Origin of the sequence: Pseudomonas izuensis (assembly GCF_002356535.2) — a bacterium.
GTDB classification, from domain to species: Bacteria; Pseudomonadota; Gammaproteobacteria; order Pseudomonadales; family Pseudomonadaceae; genus Aquipseudomonas; species Aquipseudomonas izuensis.
Genome location: NZ_AP017423.2, coordinates 5,247,891 through 5,267,255, shown reverse-complemented (window position 1 = coordinate 5,267,255; position 19,365 = coordinate 5,247,891). Strand labels below are relative to the sequence as shown.

The window sequence follows — 19,365 nt, the reverse complement described above, 5'->3', positions numbered from 1 at the left end:
TTTCAAGCGTCCTTGGAGGTTTAAGCTCACGCTTTTACTCATGTCCAAGGAGTCATGCATGACCGCATCCCAGGTGCCCTGCAGTACAACCGACGACCGCTTCAATGAAGTGCTTGCCCTGATTCAACGTGCCAGACGACAGGCCCTGCAGGCGGTCAATACCCAGTTGATAGAGTTGTACTGGCAGGTGGGGGCTTATATCAGCCGCAAGCTGGAGAAAGCCGAATGGGGTGATTCCGTGGTTGGTCAATTGGCCGAGCATCTGGCCCAGAATCAACCGGGGCTGCGTGGTTTTACTCGGTCGAACCTGTTCCGCATGCGCCAGTTCTATGAGACCTACCGCACCGAATTAAAAGTCGCACCACTGGCGCGACAATTATCCTGGTCACACAATTTGATCATCTTCGGCCAATGCAAACGGCCGGAAGAACGCGAGTTCTATCTGCGAATGGCCGTTCAGGAGAAATGGTCCAAGCGGGAGCTGGAGCGCCAGTTCAAGGCGGCGCTGTTTGAGCGAACTGGGCCGCGATTTCTGCTTTGTCGGCTCCCAATACCCGATTCAAATCGGCGGGCGTGATTTTGCGCTGGATTTGCTGTTCTTTCATCGGGGTCTCAACTGCCTGGTGGCCATCGAGCTCAAGGTCGGGCGTTTTGAACCGGAGTATCTGGGCAAGTTGGGCTTCTATCTGGAAGCTTTGGATCGCGAAGAACGCAAACCTCATGAAAACCCTGCTATCGGTGTCTTGCTCTGTGCCAGCAAGGATGACGAAGTCGTCGAGTACGCCCTTAACCGCAGCCTGTCGCCCGCGCTGATCGCGGAGTATCAGGTCCAACTGCCGGACAAACAGTTGTTGCAGGCCAAGCTGCATGAGTTCTATGCCTTGAATGTCGCACAAACAGAAGAGGGCTGAATGATCCGCTTATTCCCATAAACCATAAGCACCACACTTTGCGTGATATGGCCTTCCAAGGTTTGCCGGTATGATAGTCGCCCCCGCAGTCTGGATTGCGAATACGCCATGACCTTGCAGTACCCAACCATCGCCGATTGCGTCGGCAACACTCCGCTGGTCCGTTTGCAGCGCCTGCCCGGCGAAACCAGCAATACCCTTTTGCTCAAGCTCGAAGGGAATAACCCGGCGGGTTCGGTCAAGGACCGTCCGGCGCTGTCGATGATCACTCGCGCCGAGTTGCGCGGGCAGATCCACGCCGGCGATACGCTGATCGAAGCAACTTCGGGTAATACCGGGATTGCGCTGGCCATGGCCGCCGCGATCAAGGGTTACAAGATGATCCTGATCATGCCGGACAACTCCAGTGCCGAACGCAAAGCCGCCATGACCGCCTACGGTGCCGAGCTGATTCTGGTCACCCAGGAGCAAGGCATGGAAGGCGCCCGTGACCTTGCCCAGCGCATGGAAGCGGAAGGTCGCGGCAAGGTGCTGGACCAGTTCGCCAATGGTGATAACCCCGAGGCGCATTACACCGGCACCGGCCCGGAAATCTGGCGCCAGACCGAAGGCACCATCACCCATTTCGTCAGCTCCATGGGCACCACCGGCACCATCATGGGCGTCTCGCGCTACTTGAAAGAGCAGAACGAGAACGTGCAGATCATCGGTCTGCAACCCATGGAAGGCTCGGCGATTCCGGGTATCCGTCGCTGGCCCCAGGAATACCTGCCGAAGATCTACCAGGCCGATCGCGTTGATCGCATTGTCGACATGGCGCAAAGCGAAGCCGAGGACGTGACCCGTCGTCTGGCCCGCGAGGAAGGTATTTTCTGCGGCGTGTCGTCGGGTGGTGCCGTGGCAGCCATGTTGCGTCTGTCCAAAGAAGTTGAAAACGCGGTGATCGTCGCGATCATCTGCGACCGTGGCGACCGTTACCTGTCGACCGGCATTTTCGACGCGCCCAACTGATGGCCAAGCATGAGAGAGGCCTGCGCTTCCAGCCCACAGGCGGCAGCAAGGCCCCGCAAGTCCCGACCGGCAAAAAGCAGCGCCTGACCATCGAGCGCCTGGCCAATGACGGTCGCGGTATCGCGTTTTTCGAAGGTCGCACCTGGTTCGTCATCGGCGCATTGGCCGGTGAGGAAGTCGAGGCGCGTGTGCTCGGTGCCCACGGTAAAGTGGTCGAGGCGCGTACCGAGCGGGTGTTCAAGGCCAGCGAACTGCGCCGCCCGGCGCCGTGCGCCCATGCCGGCCGCTGCGGTGGCTGCAGCGTGCAACATCTGCCTCACAGCGAACAGCTCGCCCTGAAACAGCGCATGCTCGCCGAGCAATTGACCAGGGTCGCCGGTGTCGAGCCCGAAGAATGGGCCACGCCCTTGAGCGGTCCGGAATTCGCTTACCGCCGTCGCGCCCGAGTGGCGGTGCGCTGGGACATGAAGGCGAAGAAACTCGAAGTCGGTTTCCGCGCCGCCGGCAGCCAGGACATCGTCGCGATCGATGAATGCCTGGTGCTGGTACAGCCCTTGCAACCGATCATGACCCGCTTGCCGGAGATGTTGCGGCGCTTGAGCAAACCCCAGGCACTTGGGCATGTGGAGTTGTTCAGCGGTTCATCGTTGGCGGTTTTGCTGCGGCACATGGCGCCGCTGTCCGAGGCCGACCTGACGATCCTCAAGGATTTCTGCGCGTTCCATGAAGCCCAGTTGTGGCTGCACGGCGACGGTGAACCGCAGCCGGTCGAGGCCGGTCAATCCTTGGGCTATCGTTTGGAACAGTGGAACCTGGAGTTGGCGTATCGGCCTGGGGATTTCGTCCAGGTCAACGCCGGGGTCAACGAAGCCATGGTGGCCCAGGCTCTGGAATGGTTGAAGCCGACGGCGGATGAGCGAGTGCTCGATCTGTTCTGCGGTTTGGGTAACTTTGCCTTGCCGCTGGCGCAGGTCGTTCGCGAGGTGGTGGCGGTGGAAGGTGTGCAGGTGATGGTCGAGCGGGCAGCCGCGAACGCTGTCAGCAACAATCTGAATAATGCGCAGTTTTTTCAGGCCGATTTATCCCAGCCTCTGGCTGATGCCGAATGGGCGCGCGAAGGCTTTTCTGCGGTACTCTTGGACCCACCGCGTGACGGTGCTTTCGAGGTGGTGCGCAAGCTCAAGTCCCTGGGCGCCGAACGGTTGGTGTATGTGTCGTGCAACCCGGCAACTCTGGCGCGCGACACGGTCGAATTGATCAAGCAGGGCTACCGGTTAAAACGTGCCGGGATTCTCGATATGTTTCCTCAAACGGCACATGTCGAGGCCATGGCGTTATTTGAAGCGAGCTAGGAAGGCTCGTCTGGTCCGACTGGCCCGCCCGTGCAGCCACGCACCAGCCCGACGTGGGCTCATGGGCAACGAAGGTCAGCGATTCTGACGCATTGAATCTGCGTCGTAGGGAAGGTAAGCAAGATGGTACAGGTGAGAGCACACCAGCCGATCAACACCGACGGCAGTATCAATCTCGAGGCTTGGCTCGATCATGCGGTCAGTGTCGATCTGGCACTGGATCGCGAAGCCTTGAAAGAAGCCTGCGAGTACGCTCGCGAGGCTGAGCAACAAGCCAATGCGGCGCAGAATTTGTGGTCAGAAGGCAATTCGAGTTTCCGCACCGGCCTTGAAATCGCCGAGATTCTCGCCGACCTCAAGCTGGATCAGGATTCGCTGGTCGCCGCGGTCCTGTACCGGGGTGTTCGCGAAGGCCAGATCCCGCTACCGGCGGTCAGTCAGCGCTTCGGTCCCGTGGTGGCCAAGCTTATCGACGGCGTGCAACGCATGGCGGCGATCAGTGACAGCCTGAGCCCGCGTAAATCCATGGTGATGGGCACCCAGGGGCAGGTGGAAAACCTGCGCAAGATGCTGGTGGCCATGGTCGACGACGTTCGCGTCGCCCTGATCAAACTGGCCGAACGCACCTGCGCAATTCGTGCGGTGAAAACCGCCGATGACGAAAAGCGCAACCGCGTGGCCCGCGAAGTGTTCGACATCTACGCGCCGCTCGCTCACCGTCTGGGTATCGGTCACATCAAGTGGGAGCTGGAGGATTTGTCCTTCCGTTACCTGGAGCCTGACCAGTACAAGCAGATCGCCAAATTGCTCCACGAGCGGCGACTGGATCGCGAGCGCTTCATCAGCGACGTGATGAGCCAGCTGAAAAACGAGTTGCAGGCCACCGGCGTCGACGCCGACATCAGCGGCCGGGCCAAACACATCTATTCGATCTGGCGCAAAATGCAGCGCAAGGGTCTGGAGTTCAGCCAGATCTACGACGTGCGCGCCGTTCGTGTACTGGTGCCGGAAATGCGCGACTGCTACACCGCGCTCGGCATCGTCCACACCTTGTGGCGACACATCCCGAAAGAGTTCGACGACTACATCGCCAACCCCAAGGAAAACGGCTACCGCTCGCTGCACACTGCGGTGATCGGGCCCGAGGGCAAGGTGCTGGAAGTGCAGATCCGTACCCATGCGATGCACGAAGAGGCAGAGCTTGGCGTTTGTGCGCACTGGCGCTACAAGGGCACCGACGTCAAATCCGGCTCCAATCACTACGAAGAGAAAATCTCCTGGCTGCGTCAGGTCCTCGAATGGCACGAAGAGCTGGGCGATATCGGTGGCCTGGCGGAACAGCTGCGGGTCGATATCGAGCCTGATCGCGTCTACATCTTCACCCCGGACGGTCATGCCATCGACCTGCCGAAGGGCGCGACGCCGCTGGATTTCGCCTACCGCGTGCACACCGAAATCGGTCACAACTGCCGTGGCGCCAAGATCAACGGGCGCATCGTGCCGCTCAACTACAGCCTGCAAACCGGTGAACAGGTCGAGATCATCACCAGCAAGCACGGCACCCCGAGTCGCGACTGGCTGAACCCGAACCTGGGTTACGTTACTACTTCGCGGGCGCGGGCGAAGATTGTTCACTGGTTCAAGTTGCAGGCGCGCGATCAGAACGTCGCCGCCGGTAAAACCCTGCTTGAACGTGAGCTCAATCGCCTCGGCCTGCCGGCGGTGGATTTCGACAAGCTGGCCGACAAGGCCAACATGAAAACCGCCGAGGACATGTTTGCCGCGCTCGGTGCCGGCGACTTGCGCCTGGCGCAACTGGTCAACCTGGCGCAGCAACTGGTCGAGCCGGAACGCGGCAACGAACAGCTGGAACTGATTCCACGCAAGGCCACCGGCTACAAACCGGGCAAGCGCGGCGACATCCAGATCCAGGGCGTCGGCAACCTGATGACCCAGATGGCGGGCTGCTGCCAGCCGCTGCCGGGGGATGCGATTGTCGGTTACATCACTCAGGGCCGCGGCGTGAGTATTCATCGCCAGGATTGCGCCTCGGTGCTGCAACTGGCCGGACGCGAGCCGGAGCGGATCATCCAGGTCAGCTGGGGGCCGGTGCCGGTGCTCACCTATCCGGTGGACATCGTCATTCGTGCCTACGACCGTTCGGGGCTGCTGCGTGACGTTTCCCAGGTGCTGCTCAATGAGCGGATCAACGTGCTGGCGGTCAACACCCGCTCGAACAAGGAAGACAACACGGCGTTGATGTCCCTGACCATCGAGATTCCGGGGCTGGATGCACTGGGGCGGTTGCTGGGACGGATTTCCCAATTGCCGAACATCATCGAAACGCGGCGTAACCGAACGCCTTGAAGATGGCCAATGTGGGAGCGAGCCTGCTCGCGAATGCGATACTCCAGTCGACATCTTTGTTGGCTGATGCACCGCTTTCGCGAGCAGGCTCGCTCCCACAGGGTTTTGTGGTGAGACATAAATAATGTACAGCCTTGAAGACCTGCTGCACTTGATGAGCCGCCTGCGCGACCCGCAGTACGGTTGCCCGTGGGACATCAGGCAGACCTACGCGACCATCGTCCCGCACACCCTGGAGGAAGCCTACGAAGTCGCCGATGCCATCGAGCGCGGTGACTTCGATCACTTGCAGGGTGAGCTGGGCGATCTGCTGTTCCAGGTGGTTTATTACAGCCAGTTGGCCCGGGAAGAAGGGCGCTTCGAATTCGATGGCGTGGTCGACAGCATCACCCGCAAGCTGATCCGTCGTCATCCCCATGTATTCCCCACCGGTGACCTGTACGCGCCGCTGGATGTCCCGCGTCTGAGTGAAGAGCAGGTCAAGCAGCGTTGGGAAGAGATCAAGGCCGAAGAGCGCGCGGAGAAGTCCGACGCCCCGCAACAACTGTCCTTGCTCGATGACGTCCCCGCGGCGTTGCCCGCGTTGTCCCGTTCGGCCAAGTTGCAAAAGCGCGCAGGGCAGGTCGGTTTCGACTGGCCCGATGCCTTGCCCGTGCTGGACAAGGTCCGTGAAGAACTCGATGAAATACTCGAAGCGATGGCCGACAACGACCCGGCGGCGATTGCCGATGAAGTCGGCGATCTGCTGTTTTCCGTGGTCAACCTGGCGCGCCATCTCAAGGTCGACCCGGAAACCGCGCTGCGTGGCGCCAACAGCAAGTTCGAACGACGCTTCCGTTTTATCGAACAGGCATTGCGCGACACCCACCGTCCCATGGAAGATTGCACCCTCGAAGAGTTGGACGCCTTATGGGGCGAAGCCAAACGTCAGGAAAAGAATGTGCCCAGCTGCGGTTGAGCAGTTGCCTAAGTGAGTAATAAGCACCATGAGCATTTCCCTTCGCGACCAGTTGCTCAAAGCAGGGCTGGTCAACCAGAAGCAGGCCAAGCAGGTCAGCAAAGACAAGCAGAAACAACAACGCCTGGCCCACAAGGGCCAGATCGAACTCGATGATTCCCAGCAGCGTGCGGCGCAAGAAGCCATGGCCGAGAAGGTCAAGCGCGATCAGGAACTCAACCGCCAGCAGCAGGAAAAAGCCGAGGCCAAGGCCCGTGTCGCGCAGATCAAGCAATTGATCGAAGCCACGCGCTTGCCGAAGTTGACGACCGAGGACTACTACAACTTCGTCGACGACAAGAAGGTCAAGCGCCTCTCGGTGAACACGCTGATGCGCAACCAGCTCAGCAACGGTTTGCTGGCTATCGTGCACCATGCCGGCGGTTACGAAGTCATCCCGCGGGAGGCGGCCCTGAAGATCCAGGAACGCGATCCGCAGCGCATCGTGCAGATGAACGTCAAGACTGAAGAAGTCGCTGCCGAAGACGATCCGTACGCGGCCTATCAGATCCCGGATGATCTGATGTGGTAAGCCGTTCGAGGCCGTAACAACGACAAACCCCGCTCATGGCGGGATTTGTCGTTTTCAATGCGGTCATTGTTTATGCGGAGCGCCGTTCCCGTTGCTGCTCCTGGGTTTCCAGCTCGGCCTTATAGTTGTAGGCGTCTTTCTCTGAATGGAACATCCCGACCAGCAGGTCTTGTTGGTACACATCCCAGATCCGGATACCGGCGGCTACGCCTTCATGGGATTTATGTGAATCGTCGCGTTCAGTTACTTTTACAGTCATCTGCTAGCTCCAATCTCTGTTATCTGCAGCAAGGCATGTGCAGGACTCTTTTATAAATTTTGTTAGCCTGCTAAGTAAATGCCAAGGATTGGAAAGGGTTTTTTACAAAAATGGAAACAGTCCTGCAGCCCGCGAAATCCGCGACATTCAGTCGCAGGGCATTGGGTTTCATGACAAAAGCTTCATGTTGAGCAGGCGACTTCGACCCTGTGGGAGCTGGCTTGCCAGCGATTTCGATGTGTCAGGCGATGGTGATGTTGGCTGTGCCGACGTCATCGCTGGCAAGCCAGCTCCCACAGGGGTTTATATTTACCGCGAGGCTTTCTGCAGGCGAAAAAAAACGCCCCGAACCAGTCGGGGCGTTTTTTTGTGCGGCTCAGCGGCGGGGTATTACTTGCCCTGCCAGCGCTTCAGTACCAGGGTGGCGTTGGTGCCACCGAAACCGAAGCTGTTGCTCATCACGGTGTTGATGGTGGCGTTTTCGCGGGTCTTGGTCAGCACCGGCAGGTCGGCCACTTCCGGGTCCAGCTCGTCGATGTTGGCGGAGCCGGCAATGAAGTTGCCTTCCATCATCAGCATGCAGTAGATCGCTTCGTGGACGCCGGCGGCGCCCAAGGAGTGACCCGACAGGCTCTTGGTGGAGCTGATGGCCGGCGCCTTGTCGCCGAACACTTCACGCACACCTTTCATCTCCGCGACGTCGCCGACCGGGGTCGAAGTGCCGTGGGTGTTCAGGTAGTCGATCGGGGTGTCGACGGTGGACAGCGCCTGCTGCATGCAGCGGATCGCGCCTTCGCCACTTGGGGCAACCATGTCGTAGCCGTCGGAAGTCGCGCCGTAGCCGACGATTTCCGCGTAGATCTTCGCGCCACGGGCCAGAGCGTGCTCCAGCTCTTCGACGACGACCATGCCGCCGCCACCGGCGATGACGAAGCCGTCACGGTCGGCGTCGTAGGCGCGGGAGGCTTGTTCCGGGGTGTCGTTGCGCTTGCTGGACAGGGCGCCCATGGCGTCGAACAGGAACGACTGGCTCCAGTGCTCTTCTTCACCGCCGCCGGCGAATACGATGTCCTGCTTGCCCATCTGGATCTGTTCCATGGCGGTACCGATGCAGTGAGCACTGGTGGCGCAGGCAGACGCGATGGAGTAGTTCAGGCCCTTGATCTTGAACGGGGTGGCCAGGCAAGCGGAAACGGTGCTGCTCATGGTCCGCGTTACACGGTATGGGCCGACGCGCTTGACGCCTTTTTCGCGCAGGATGTCCAGCGCTTCCATCTGGTTCAGCGTGGACGCGCCACCGGAACCGGCGATCAGGCCGGTACGCGGGTTGGACACTTGCTCTTCGGTCAGGCCGGAGTCAGCAATGGCGTCTTTCATGGCCAGGTAGGCATAAGCCGCTGCGTGGCCGACGAAGCGATAAATCTTGCGATCGATCAATTCTTCAAGGTTGAGGTCAATGGAGCCGGAAACCTGGCTACGCAGACCCATTTCGGCATATTCCGGGTTGAACCGGATGCCAGGGCGGCTTGCACGCAGGTTAGCGGAGACGGTCTCTTTGTCATTGCCCAGGCACGAAACAATGCCCAGACCAGTGATAACGACGCGGCGCATGCGAATAACCCTTAGAAGTTGTCAGTGGAGGTGAATACGCCGACCCGGAGGCCTTCGGCGGTGTAGATTTCGCGACCGTCGACAGTGACCGAACCGTCGGCGATGGCCAGGTTCAGCTTGCCCTTCAGGACACGCTTGATATGAATGTTATAGGTGACTTTCTTGGCGGTCGGCAGGACCTGGCCGAAGAACTTCACTTCGCCCGAACCCAGGGCGCGGCCACGGCCCGGCAAGCCTTGCCAGCCGAGGAAGAAGCCGACCAGTTGCCACATGGCGTCGAGGCCCAGGCAGCCCGGCATCACCGGATCGCCTTCGAAATGGCAGGCGAAGAACCACAGGTCCGGAGTGATATCCAGCTCGGCGACCAATTCACCTTTGCCGTACTTGCCACCTTCTTCGCTGATCAGGGTGATGCGATCGACCATCAGCATGTTCGGGGCGGGCAGTTGCGCGTTACCTGGGCCGAACAGCTCACCGCGACTGCAGCGCAGCAGGTCTTCCCGGGTAAAGGCGTTTTGTTTGGTCATGCGAGCTCCTCAATAGTCCCATGCGGCAGGTGGGGCAAATCTTCCCGGCCGATCGAAGCGTTCATGCCTCGAACCGGCAGCCTACTCATAGACTATTGCGTTGTGGTGAAAGTCACAGCACCAAGGACATGAATGTACACTTGTGCACTGAAATTATTATTCAAGCCCCTTTTCGGGCCTGTTCGGGTGCCTAAGACTGCCGCACTTTCGCCTTTCACGCCAGTCGCAGATGCTCGAAAGGCCTGTACTACTGCACCCAGCGCTGCAGAATCTGCTGAAGATCATTGCGTTTGAAGGGCTTGGCCAGATAATCGTTCATCCCCGCCGACAAACAGGCTTCGCGATCGCCCTGCAAGGCATTGGCGGTCAGGGCGATGATCGGCAAGTCGGTGCAACCAGGCAGTTGGCGAATCTGTCGGGTGGCCTCGTAGCCATCGATGATCGGTAATCGGCAGTCCATCAGAACCGCTTCGAAAATCAGGCTCTCGGCACTGCGCACCGCCTGTGCGCCATCGGCGGCGACGCTGACAGTAAAGCCCAGGCTGCGCAACATGGCTTCGATGACCGTCTGATTGACCGGATTGTCTTCGACCAGCAACACATTGCGGCCATCGCCATCCCCATTGCCTGTCGGTGCCCGCGGGGCTGGAACCTGCAGTGGCTGCTGATGAAGTGCCAGCGGGATTTCCAGGGTGAATACCGAGCCACGGCCTTCTTCGCTCTGGGCGCGCAGGGTGCCGCCCATGCGCTCGGCGAGAGTACGCGCAATCGGCAGGCCCAGGCCGGTGCCGCCGTAACGTCTTGAAATAGAACTGTCGGCCTGCTGGAACGCGTTGAACATCAATTCCAGGTTTTCGGTCGCAATGCCGATCCCGCTGTCGCGCACGGTACAGGTGAACCACACCAGTTCATGATCCAGCGACTGCCACTGCGGTTCGATAGACACACGGCCCTGCTCGGTGAACTTCAGTGCGTTACCGATCAGGTTGACCAGAATCTGCCGGATCCGCGTCGGGTCACCCTGGACCTGCAACTCGCGCATGTCTTGCGCGATCTGCAATTGCAGATCGAGCCCGCGTTGCGCGGCGCTGTGCTGGAACGACTGGGCGCAGCTGCCGATCAAGTCGGCGAGGTTGAACGGAATGTGTTCGAGCTCCAGTTCCGAGCGCTCGATGCGCGAGAAATCCAGAATATCGTTGATGACTTTGAGCAGATGCTCGGTGGACTCCGACGCCAGCGCCGCGTATTCGACCTGCTCCGGGGTCATTTCGGTGGTTTCCAGCAGCTGCAACATGCCCAGCACGCCATTCATCGGTGTGCGCAGTTCATGGCTCATCATGGCAAGGAAGTCGGACTTGGCATTGTTGGCTTTTTCCGCTTCTTCACGGGTCTGGATCAATTGCGCCATGGCCTGGTGCTGTTCGCGACTGGCCTGTTCGAGACCGCTGGCCAGGTTATTGATGTGTTGCGACAAGGCGCCCAGTTCGGTGTCGTCCACAATGGGCAACGGCGTTTTGTAGTCCCCGTCCTGGATCGCCTTGACCGCATTGCCGATGTCGCGGATCGGTTGCGACAGGCTTCCCGCCAGGCGTCGGGCGAGGACGAAGGTAAACAGCAGGGCGAACAGCGCCAGAATCGCGGCCTTGAATAGAATTTCCTGCTGGCGTTGACTGAAGGCATCGCTGGACAGGCCGACGATCACCCGGCCCAGGTAATCCTCGGCGGGGCCGCTGGTGGCGATTTTGCTGTCCTGGAAAAAATCATTGTGCAGCGGGATCCGCTGCAGCCGTACCGGCGCCTGAAACACTTCGACCTGATGCGGGTGGGTATGGCTGGCCGACGGTTGCTCGACATACACCAGAATCCGGTTGTCATTGTCCTGGATTTCCAGAAAACGTACGTTGGGCGTTGCCAAGGTGGCCTTGAGCAGACTTTCCAGCACCTCGTTGTTGCCGGAAATCACCCCGTATTCAGTGGCCGGGGCCAATTGGTTGGCGATGAGTTGACCGGTGTGGTTGAGTTCCTGGCGCAGGTCCTGGATCCGCACGAAGGTAAAGAAGCTGATCAGCAGCAAGGTCAGCAAAAGGGCAGGGCCCAGACTGATCAACTGCGTGCGGGTGTTGATGTCCCAACGGCGACGGAAGGTCATGGACGGCGTTCTCTTTCAGCCAACAGTGTTGCGACAGAGGCTTCGTTTATCTGTTCAATACCCAATGAACGTGCCACCTGCGGGTTGCTTGAGACTTTGAAGCGAAGCGGGTAGTGCGTACGCGGCCACGTGGCGGGTGGCTGGTCGAGCAATTCATCGAGAATCGCCAGCCAATCGCTCTGATCGCTGTAGGTGCTGGCCAGGCTCCCGGCCCTGACGAACCCGGCGTTGGGGCCGATCAGCGCCAGTTGTCGCGAATAACTGCTGAGCAGCAGGTTTTTTGCGGTTTTCGGGTTGTACAGATCGGGGTCATCGAGGCCCAGCAGCACGTCACTGCTATTGAGCAAGGTTTGCAATGGACGACTGTCCTGGATGTTGTCCCAGCGCTCGGTGACCACCTCGAGCCCGAGCGGATAAGCGGCCCGGCGCAGCTCTTTCAACAGAAATTCGCTGTGACTGTCGTATAGCACACCGACACGCTTGACCTGGGGCAGGAGCGTTCGGGTCAGGCGCAATTGGCGCTCCAGCGGCGGGTCGCTCCACAACAGGCTGAGGTGTGGGGGCACGCTGTCGCCCAGGTGTTGGCGCGCTTGCAAACGGCTGATACGCAGCACCAGTGTCGCAGGGCCCTGGGCGTCTTGCAGGCGCCAGTCAAGGCTCGGCAGGTCGAGCAGAATCAAACGGACATCGTCCGGGATTTTTCCGGGTGATGGCAGGTCGGCCAGCGGCTGGAACCGTACGCGATCGCCAGGGCGCAATGCGCGCACTGCCTGGACGAAGGATTGCACGCCCGGGCTGTCTTCGGCGCCGGTCAACAGGATGTCCGCGGCGCCGGCTGACAGGCAAGCCAGCCAGCCACTGATCACCAGGCACAGCATCGCCAGCAGGTGGCCAACACCTGGCGTCTTGCGTGGCGGACAATGATTCATCTTAAAAGACCAGCTCCGCGCTGAAATACATCACCCGACGTTCATCGTAATTGTTGTCGACGAAAGTGGTGGGCTGGTTGTCGAGGCGTTGCTGCATCACGCCGGCCAGCTCCAGGTTCGCCTTGCCCAGGCCGATGCGTTTTGCGATGCGTGTGTCGACACGTTCGAAGCGATAGTCGTTGAGGGCGTCGTCGCCATAGTAGAACAGTGCGCTGTTCCAGCCATGGCCCCAATCCCGCAGCCAACCGGCGGAACCGCTGTTGCGTGCGGTCTGTTGTGCGTCCAGCGGGTTGCTCGCGTCGGCATCGACGTAGGCATAGGTCAGGCGCAGTCGGTCGGCATTGTCGATTCTCCAGTCGAACTGGGTTTCAGCTCCCGAAAAGCGTGCCGAATTGGCATTGCTCGCAATGTACTGATTGTTGCGTAACGGCTCGCTGATCATTCCGGTGATTTCGTCATGGAACAGCTTCACATCGACGGCCATCCCCCATTCGGCAAAGTAGCCGTTGTAGCCCAGTTCACGGGATCGCATGTGTTCCTGATCAAGGTTGCCGGGGCCGCGTGTCTTGACGAAATAGCGGGCACTGGACTGTCCAAACGCGCCGGGCTGCAGCTTGGTGACCTGGTAACTCCAGTTGACACTGTTCTCGAACATGTCCGGAGAACGAATCGCCTCGGAGTACACCGCACGCAAACCGTGGCGCGGGTTGATCAGGTAATTGACCGCCATGCGCGGGGTCAGCGAACTGCCGATCAAACGGGTGTCTTCGAACATGGCTCCGCCCTGCAATAACCAGTGTTCGCTGGCACGCCATTCGAGTTGGCCGAATGTCCGCCAGGTAGTGTCATCGAGGGTGCCATTGAAGTAGGTCTCGGAGTCAGCCCGGTCGTAACGATAGTTCAGGCCGCTGACCAGGCGCAGGCTATCGGACAGGCTCAGGGTGTCTTGCAGTTCGAGGTCGTAGCGTGTTTCCCGGGTGCTTTGATCGATGTCACCGCAAACCGTCTGTCGAGCACCGCTGCGCCATTGGTCGAGTACCTGGTTGGCCAATGCCTGCTGGGCAGGATCGCCGGCGGGCGCGCCGGGACCGATGAATTGTTCGATGTTGCGTGCCAGGCGTTCGGTGTAGTTCGGGTTGAGTTGCCAGAGCTCAGTCAACTGCGGGCTGAACGAGACCTCGGCATCACAGGCGCGCCAGGTTTGCTGGCGGTCCCAGTGCTGGGCCGTGCCCTGGATGTACAGACTGTGGTCGGGATTGATGTCGAGGTTCCAGCGCAGCGAGCCGGCGTAGTCCTTGGCGGTGACGTCGGAATTGTTACCAGAATTGGTAATCCCGGAAAACACCGGGCGGTAGGTATACGGCCGCTGGTTGCTGCCTTCCTTGGCGTTCAATTGCCAATCGATGCTTTGCCGTTCGCTGAGTGCCTGGCTGACGTCCAGGCTGAAACGGTTCAATCGGCGGCTATCGTGGTAATCGGCGCCGTTGCGATCGATGTCGAAACCATCGTCCTGCTGGCCAGACAACGACAGGCGCAAATCGCCGTCATCCCAACCTACGCCCTGGCTGGCATAAAAGTCGTCGATGCCACGTTGGCCATGCGTGACTTTCATTCGCGTACCGTGGCTGTCGGCCGGGTGGCGCGTGATGATATTGACCACCGCCATCAGGGCATTGGCGCCATAGCTGACGGTGTTCGGACCGCGGAATACCTCGATGCGCTCAATATCTTCCATGGCCACCGGGATGTCGCTCCAGTCCACGATGGACAGTCCGGCACGATAGACCGAGCGGCCATCGATCAGTACCTGCATGCGCCGTGCCTGGGTGGCATTGGTCCCGTGATAGTTCACCACCGCTTGATTGCCGCTGATATTGCCGACCATCATGCCCGGCACCAGGCGCAGCACCTCGCTGATATCCCGGGCGCCGGTGGCAGTGATCAGGGCATTGTCGATCACCGTCATGCTTCCCGGGACCGCGGCCGGCGACTGTTTCAGGCGCGTGGCCGTGAGCACCTGCGGCAACGGATCGCTGTCGAGGAACAGGTCGTCAGCGAGCAATGGCGAACTGAAGACCAGCGCCAGTACCAGTGGCGAGCGGGGTGAAGGCGAGCCCAATGACACAACACGTCCTTGTTATTAATTATTGGCGCGCATGTTAACCGAGCCGGATGACTTTTCCAGTCACGATGTCAGCACTTTCCTCGGTTTTATCGGACTTCTTTGCTCATGCGCGGGTAATTGACACAGGGGCTGGCCGCCACTGGGGGGCTCCGTATAATGCCGACATTGCCACTGGTATTGGATAAACGGATTGCATATGACTGAACAGCGCCCGATTGCGGTCCTGGGAGGCGGAAGTTTTGGTACCGCCGTGGCTAACCTGCTGGCCGAAAACGGCCATCAAGTCCTGCAGTGGATGCGTGACCCCGAACAGGCCGAGGCCATCCGGGTCAATCGCGAGAACCCGCGCTACCTCAAAGGTATCAAGATACTGCCCGGCGTGACGGCGGTTACCGACCTGCAAGCCACCCTGGAAGCCTGCGACCTGAGTTTCGTCGCATTGCCTTCCAGCGCGTTGCGCTCGGTGCTCGCGCCCCACGCCGAATTGCTGCGGGGCAAGCTGCTGGTGAGCCTGACCAAGGGCATCGAAGCCCATACCTTCAAACTGATGAGCCAGATCCTCGAAGAGATCGCCCCGCAAGCGCGCATCGGCGTGTTGTCCGGGCCGAACCTGGCCCGTGAAATCGCCGAACATGCGTTGACCGCCACGGTGGTGGCCAGCGAGGACGAAGAACTCTGTGAACGGGTTCAAGCCGTGCTGCATGGCCGTACCTTTCGTGTGTACGCCAGTGGCGACCGTTTCGGCGTCGAGTTGGGCGGAGCGTTGAAAAACGTCTACGCGATCATCGCCGGCATGGCGGTGGCGCTGGACATGGGCGAAAACACCAAGAGTATGTTGATCACCCGGGCTCTGGCGGAAATGACCCGTTTCGCTGTGAACCAGGGCGCCAACCCGATGACCTTCCTCGGCCTGGCGGGCGTGGGTGATTTGATCGTCACCTGTTCGTCGCCAAAGAGTCGCAATTATCAGGTCGGGTTCGCCCTAGGCCAGGGTTTGAGCCTGGAGGAAGCGGTCAACCGCTTGGGTGAAGTGGCCGAAGGCGTGAACACCCTTAAGGTGCTCAAGGCCAAGGCCCAGGAAGTGGGCGTTTACATGCCGCTGGTCGCCGGGCTGCACGCTATCCTGTTCGAAGGGCGCACGCTTGAACAGGTGATCGGCCTGCTGATGCGCGGCGAACCGAAGACCGACGTCGACTTTATTTCCACCAGCGGCTTCAACTGAGCCCTCAACGCAACAGGAACGGAGCGAGACATGAGCGATCAAAAAGTAGAAGCCAAATACGAGTCCATCCTGCTGCGGGTGCTTTGGATGGTTGTCTTTGTGCTGGTCTGGCAAGTGGCGCAGTTCATCCTTGGCGCTGTGGTGCTGGTGCAGTTGATCTATCGTTTGATTTATGGCGCCCCGAGCGCCAGCCTGATGAACTTCGGCGACAGCCTGAGCCAGTTCCTGGCGCAGATCGGTCGTTTCGGCAGTTTTCACAGCGACCAGAAGCCTTGGCCGTTCGCCGATTGGCCGACGCCGCGTACGCCGGAAGGTGAGGCACCGCATGTCGTGGCGCCAGCCCCGCATCCGGCCCGAGATGAGGAACCCAAGCTATGAAACTCTGGGTATTGCGTCATGGTGAAGCCGAACCGCACGGCTCCAAGCCCCACGATTCGGAACGGGAACTGACGGCCAACGGTCGTGAAGAAGTGCTGCGCACCGCCGCCAACCTGGTTGGCCAGCCGCTAACAGCGATTTATGCCAGTCCTTATATGCGAGCGCAGCAGACCGCGCACCTGGTAAAAGATGCCCTGGGTTTCGAACCGGAAATCCGCACCGTTGAGTGGCTGACCCCGGATTTCGATCCCGACAGGGTCACCGATCAACTGAAGTCGGTGACCAATGTGCTGCTGGTTTCTCATAATCCACTGGTGGGGAATCTGCTCAGTTACCTGCAACATGGTGCTGGCCATCCGCCAGAAAAAGTCAGTACCGCCGGCCTGGCCGAGCTTGAAAGCAATGAGCTGCTGATCGGGGCGATGAAGCTCAACAGCATCAAGCACCCGTAACCTGATTTTGCTTTTGATTCCTGTAGGAGCAAGGCTTGCCCGCGATGGCGTCTTCAAGATCGCCATCGCGGGCAAGCCTTGCTCCTACAGGTACTGCTTCGCCTGAAAAAAATGTATGAAATAGCTAACCAAGCACTTGCTTGGTTGGCTACGCTTGCTCCACAACAAAAATAAAGGAGCGAGTCGCATGTCTGCTGCTTTTCGTTTGCCGTTGGAGGTGTTCTACGAGCGGGAGGCGCGTCATCCGCGCCAGCGCTTTTTGGTCCAGCCTGTCGGTGACGGCCAGGTCGAGACCCTGACCTGGGCCGACGTCGGTTATCAGGCCCGCTGCGCGGCGCACTGGCTACGGGCGCGGGAATTGCCCCAAGGCAGTCACATCGCCCTGATCTCGAAAAACTGTGCGCACTGGATCATTGCCGACCTGGCGATCTGGATGGCCGGGCATGTTTCAGTGCCCTTGTACCCAAACCTGACGGCCGAGTCGGTGGCCCAGGTGCTGGAGCACTCCGAAGCGGCGCTGGCCTTTATCGGTAAGCTCGACGACTGGCCCGGCATGTCCCGTGGGGTCAACCCGGACCTTGTAACCATCAGCCTGCCGCTGCATCCGCCGGGGGACTTCGATTTCAGCTGGGCCGACCTGCAACACAGCTCGCCGATTCAGGACGACCCGAAACCCGGCGCCGATCAACTCGCGACCATCATTTATACCTCCGGCACCACGGGCATGCCCAAAGGGGTGATGCACAGCTTCGGCAATCTGGGATTCGCCACCACTCACGGCACGCAATTGTTCGGCTTGAATGAGTCGGATCGACTGCTTTCCTATCTGCCACTGTGTCACGTTGCCGAGCGGATGTTCGTCGAACTGGCGTCGATCTATACCGGGCAGACCGTATTCTTTGCCGAAAGCCTCGATACCTTCCTCACCGACCTGCGGCGCGCCCGGCCGACGGCGTTGTTCGGCGTACCGCGTATCTGGACCAAATTCCAGATGGGTGTGTACAGCAAGATCCCGGCAAAACGCCTCGACTTCCTGCTTGGCCTGCCGATCATCGGCAAGCGGGTCGGGCACAAGGTGCTCGCCGGGCTGGGCCTGGACGCCTTGCGCGTGGCGTTGTCGGGCGCCGCTCCCGTGCCGCAGACCTTGCTGCTGTGGTATCGCAAACTCGGGCTGGACGTGCTGGAGGTCTATGGCATGACGGAAAGCTGTGGCTACTCGCACATCTGTCTGCCCGGCCAGAACAAACCCGGCTGGATCGGCAAGCCCTGCCCGGAGGTCGAGGTTCGAATCGATGAGTCGGGCGAGGTGCTGGTGCGTAGCGGCGCCACCATGCTTGGGTATTTCAAGGAACCGCAGAAAACCGCCGATACCCTGACCGAGGACGGCTTCCTGCGCACTGGCGACAAAGGCGAGGAAGACGCCGAAGGCAACCTGCGCCTGACCGGACGGCTGAAGGAAATCTTCAAGACCAGCAAAGGCAAGTACGTGGCGCCGGCACCCATCGAAAACCGCCTGGCGGTGCATTCCCGCATCGAGCAGGTGTGCGTGGTGGGCGATGGCTTGAGTGCGCCGCTGGGCTTGTGCGTGCTCTCGGCGGTGGGGCAGCAGGATGCAGGGGAAGCGGCCCGCGCCGGCTTGCGCTCCAGCCTGGAAAAACTGCTGGAAGAGGTCAATGCGGTCCTCGATAAGCACGAGCGATTGCGGCGGCTGGTGGTGGTCAAGGACAGCTGGGCCGTGGAAAACGGCTTCCTCACACCGACCCTGAAGATCAAGCGCAACGTGATCGAAGCCGCCTATGGCGCGCGCTTCGAAGAATGGAGCGAGCATAGCGAAGCGGTGCTGTGGCAGGATTGAGGCACGCATAGACCAACAAGGAAATTCAGCGATGAGCCTGTGGCGTACCACTCCCAACATCGAACAGTTGAACGCAATCCAGAAAAACACCATCGGCGAAGTGCTGGATATCCGCTTCGAAGCCTTCGATGATGAATCCCTGACCGCGAGCATGGTCATCGACCACCGCACCCATCAGCCGTACGGCTTGCTGCATGGCGGCGCTTCGGTGGTACTGGCGGAAACTGTCGGCTCCATGGCCAGCTACCTGTGCATCGACGCCAGCAAGTTTTACTGCGTGGGCCTGGAAATCAACGCCAACCACCTGCGTGGCTTGCGCAGCGGGCGGGTGACGGCAGTGGCCAGGCCGATTCACATCGGTCGCACGACCCATGTCTGGGATATCCGTTTGACCAGCGACGAGGGCAAGGCCAGTTGCGTGTCGAGGTTGACCATGGCGGTGGTGCCGTTGGGTGAAAATCCGCCTGCCCGTTGACCCCGTACCTGTAGGAGCAAGCTTGCTCGCGATGGTCGTTAACGAAAACGCTGAGAGCCTGACACCCCGCGGCGTTCTTTAGTTCATCGCGAGCGAGCTCGCTCCTACAGGGGGTATCACCATGGCCGGACTGTCATCATTCCTGTCAGTTACGGTCATTGCTGTAGTACGCGGTCTTACGGACAATCAACGCCTGATCTCGCTCATGGATTT

General features: G+C 59.9%; 16 protein-coding genes and 1 pseudogene. 11 read left to right on the top strand and 6 right to left on the bottom strand.

The features are described 5' to 3' along the window. Nucleotides 1-58 precede the first annotated feature (58 nt). The 6 genes and pseudogenes from LAB08_RS23380 (at nt 59) to LAB08_RS23355 (ending at nt 7,170) form a co-directional block, all read left to right on the top strand. Nucleotides 59-911: pseudogene (locus LAB08_RS23380) on the top strand (PDDEXK nuclease domain-containing protein). 108 nt (nt 912-1,019) lie between these two features. Further along, the gene (cysM, locus tag LAB08_RS23375; protein WP_096509494.1) at nt 1,020-1,922 is read left to right on the top strand and encodes a cysteine synthase CysM; all 903 of its coding nucleotides are present in this window, start codon (nt 1,020-1,022) and stop codon (nt 1,920-1,922) included. Then, nucleotides 1,922-3,274, top strand: a complete 1,353-nt coding sequence (gene rlmD / locus LAB08_RS23370) for a 23S rRNA (uracil(1939)-C(5))-methyltransferase RlmD (protein WP_096509495.1) — start codon at nt 1,922-1,924, stop codon at nt 3,272-3,274. The genes cysM and rlmD overlap by 1 nt, the downstream gene beginning before the upstream one ends. A gap of 123 nt (nt 3,275-3,397) precedes the next feature. Continuing rightward, nucleotides 3,398-5,641 (top strand): GTP diphosphokinase, encoded by a 2,244-nt coding sequence (gene relA / locus LAB08_RS23365; RefSeq protein WP_096509496.1) that lies wholly within the window; start codon nt 3,398-3,400, stop codon nt 5,639-5,641. Nucleotides 5,642-5,765: 124 nt separating this feature from the next. Further along, nucleotides 5,766-6,599, top strand: coding sequence for a nucleoside triphosphate pyrophosphohydrolase (gene mazG, locus LAB08_RS23360; RefSeq protein WP_096509497.1), 834 nt, complete (start codon nt 5,766-5,768; stop codon nt 6,597-6,599). A 28-nt stretch (nt 6,600-6,627) separates the two neighbouring features. Then, nucleotides 6,628-7,170, top strand: coding sequence for a DUF2058 domain-containing protein (locus tag LAB08_RS23355; protein ID WP_096509498.1), 543 nt, complete (start codon nt 6,628-6,630; stop codon nt 7,168-7,170). A 70-nt stretch (nt 7,171-7,240) separates the two neighbouring features. Here LAB08_RS23355 and LAB08_RS23350 read toward each other — a convergent pair whose 3' ends face one another. The 6 genes from LAB08_RS23350 to LAB08_RS23325 form a co-directional block, all read right to left on the bottom strand. Beyond that, nucleotides 7,241-7,429: a hypothetical protein gene (locus LAB08_RS23350; RefSeq protein ID WP_096509499.1), complete on the bottom strand. Its 189-nt coding sequence runs from the start codon at nt 7,427-7,429 to the stop codon at nt 7,241-7,243. 390 nt (nt 7,430-7,819) lie between these two features. After that, the gene (gene fabB, locus LAB08_RS23345; RefSeq protein ID WP_096509500.1) at nt 7,820-9,040 is read right to left on the bottom strand and encodes a beta-ketoacyl-ACP synthase I; all 1,221 of its coding nucleotides are present in this window, start codon (nt 9,038-9,040) and stop codon (nt 7,820-7,822) included. 11 nt (nt 9,041-9,051) lie between these two features. After that, nucleotides 9,052-9,567, bottom strand: coding sequence for a 3-hydroxyacyl-[acyl-carrier-protein] dehydratase FabA (gene fabA / locus LAB08_RS23340; protein WP_003179264.1), 516 nt, complete (start codon nt 9,565-9,567; stop codon nt 9,052-9,054). A 247-nt stretch (nt 9,568-9,814) separates the two neighbouring features. Beyond that, nucleotides 9,815-11,716 carry an ATP-binding protein gene (locus tag LAB08_RS23335; protein ID WP_096509501.1) on the bottom strand — a complete coding sequence of 634 codons (1,902 nt, stop codon included), beginning with the start codon at nt 11,714-11,716 and terminating at the stop codon, nt 9,815-9,817. Continuing rightward, nucleotides 11,713-12,645: an ABC transporter substrate-binding protein gene (locus tag LAB08_RS23330; protein ID WP_096509502.1), complete on the bottom strand. Its 933-nt coding sequence runs from the start codon at nt 12,643-12,645 to the stop codon at nt 11,713-11,715. Before LAB08_RS23330 ends, LAB08_RS23335 begins: the two co-directional genes overlap by 4 nt. A 1-nt stretch (nt 12,646) precedes the next feature. Continuing rightward, nucleotides 12,647-14,770 carry a TonB-dependent receptor plug domain-containing protein gene (locus LAB08_RS23325; protein WP_096509503.1) on the bottom strand — a complete coding sequence of 708 codons (2,124 nt, stop codon included), beginning with the start codon at nt 14,768-14,770 and terminating at the stop codon, nt 12,647-12,649. Nucleotides 14,771-14,966: 196 nt separating this feature from the next. Here LAB08_RS23325 and LAB08_RS23320 point away from each other — a divergent pair, with 196 nt between their 5' ends. From LAB08_RS23320 to LAB08_RS23300, 5 genes are all read left to right on the top strand, one after another. Then, complete coding sequence (locus LAB08_RS23320; protein ID WP_096509504.1) at nt 14,967-15,992, top strand: NAD(P)H-dependent glycerol-3-phosphate dehydrogenase; 1,026 nt, start codon at nt 14,967-14,969, stop codon at nt 15,990-15,992. A 30-nt stretch (nt 15,993-16,022) separates the two neighbouring features. Next, nucleotides 16,023-16,370 (top strand): DUF4389 domain-containing protein, encoded by a 348-nt coding sequence (locus LAB08_RS23315; protein WP_096509505.1) that lies wholly within the window; start codon nt 16,023-16,025, stop codon nt 16,368-16,370. Next, complete coding sequence (gene sixA, locus LAB08_RS23310) at nt 16,367-16,822, top strand: phosphohistidine phosphatase SixA (protein WP_096509506.1); 456 nt, start codon at nt 16,367-16,369, stop codon at nt 16,820-16,822. Before LAB08_RS23315 ends, sixA begins: the two co-directional genes overlap by 4 nt. Nucleotides 16,823-17,009: 187 nt before the next feature. Beyond that, entirely contained in the window at nt 17,010-18,677 is a 1,668-nt protein-coding gene (locus LAB08_RS23305) for an AMP-binding protein (protein ID WP_096509507.1), read from the top strand. A gap of 31 nt (nt 18,678-18,708) precedes the next feature. Continuing rightward, nucleotides 18,709-19,152 carry a hotdog fold thioesterase gene (locus LAB08_RS23300; protein WP_096509508.1) on the top strand — a complete coding sequence of 148 codons (444 nt, stop codon included), beginning with the start codon at nt 18,709-18,711 and terminating at the stop codon, nt 19,150-19,152. The last annotated feature ends 213 nt before the right edge of the window (nt 19,153-19,365 follow it).

Bases quoted from the DNA above. Each gene is read 5' to 3' on its own strand.
- LAB08_RS23355 (WP_096509498.1), top strand. From the start codon at position 6,628: ATGAGCATTTCCCTTCGCGACCAGTTGCTCAAAGCAGGGCTGGTCAAC.
- sixA (WP_096509506.1), top strand. From the start codon at position 16,367: ATGAAACTCTGGGTATTGCGTCATGGTGAAGCCGAACCGCACGGCTCC.
- LAB08_RS23350 (WP_096509499.1), bottom strand. From the start codon at position 7,429: ATGACTGTAAAAGTAACTGAACGCGACGATTCACATAAATCCCATGAA.
- cysM (WP_096509494.1), top strand. From the start codon at position 1,020: ATGACCTTGCAGTACCCAACCATCGCCGATTGCGTCGGCAACACTCCG.
- LAB08_RS23300 (WP_096509508.1), top strand. From the start codon at position 18,709: ATGAGCCTGTGGCGTACCACTCCCAACATCGAACAGTTGAACGCAATC.
- LAB08_RS23315 (WP_096509505.1), top strand. From the start codon at position 16,023: ATGAGCGATCAAAAAGTAGAAGCCAAATACGAGTCCATCCTGCTGCGG.
- fabA (WP_003179264.1), bottom strand. From the start codon at position 9,567: ATGACCAAACAAAACGCCTTTACCCGGGAAGACCTGCTGCGCTGCAGT.
- relA (WP_096509496.1), top strand. From the start codon at position 3,398: ATGGTACAGGTGAGAGCACACCAGCCGATCAACACCGACGGCAGTATC.
- LAB08_RS23320 (WP_096509504.1), top strand. From the start codon at position 14,967: ATGACTGAACAGCGCCCGATTGCGGTCCTGGGAGGCGGAAGTTTTGGT.
- fabB (WP_096509500.1), bottom strand. From the start codon at position 9,040: ATGCGCCGCGTCGTTATCACTGGTCTGGGCATTGTTTCGTGCCTGGGC.
- LAB08_RS23330 (WP_096509502.1), bottom strand. From the start codon at position 12,645: ATGAATCATTGTCCGCCACGCAAGACGCCAGGTGTTGGCCACCTGCTG.
- LAB08_RS23305 (WP_096509507.1), top strand. From the start codon at position 17,010: ATGTCTGCTGCTTTTCGTTTGCCGTTGGAGGTGTTCTACGAGCGGGAG.
- LAB08_RS23335 (WP_096509501.1), bottom strand. From the start codon at position 11,716: ATGACCTTCCGTCGCCGTTGGGACATCAACACCCGCACGCAGTTGATC.
- rlmD (WP_096509495.1), top strand. From the start codon at position 1,922: ATGGCCAAGCATGAGAGAGGCCTGCGCTTCCAGCCCACAGGCGGCAGC.
- mazG (WP_096509497.1), top strand. From the start codon at position 5,766: ATGTACAGCCTTGAAGACCTGCTGCACTTGATGAGCCGCCTGCGCGAC.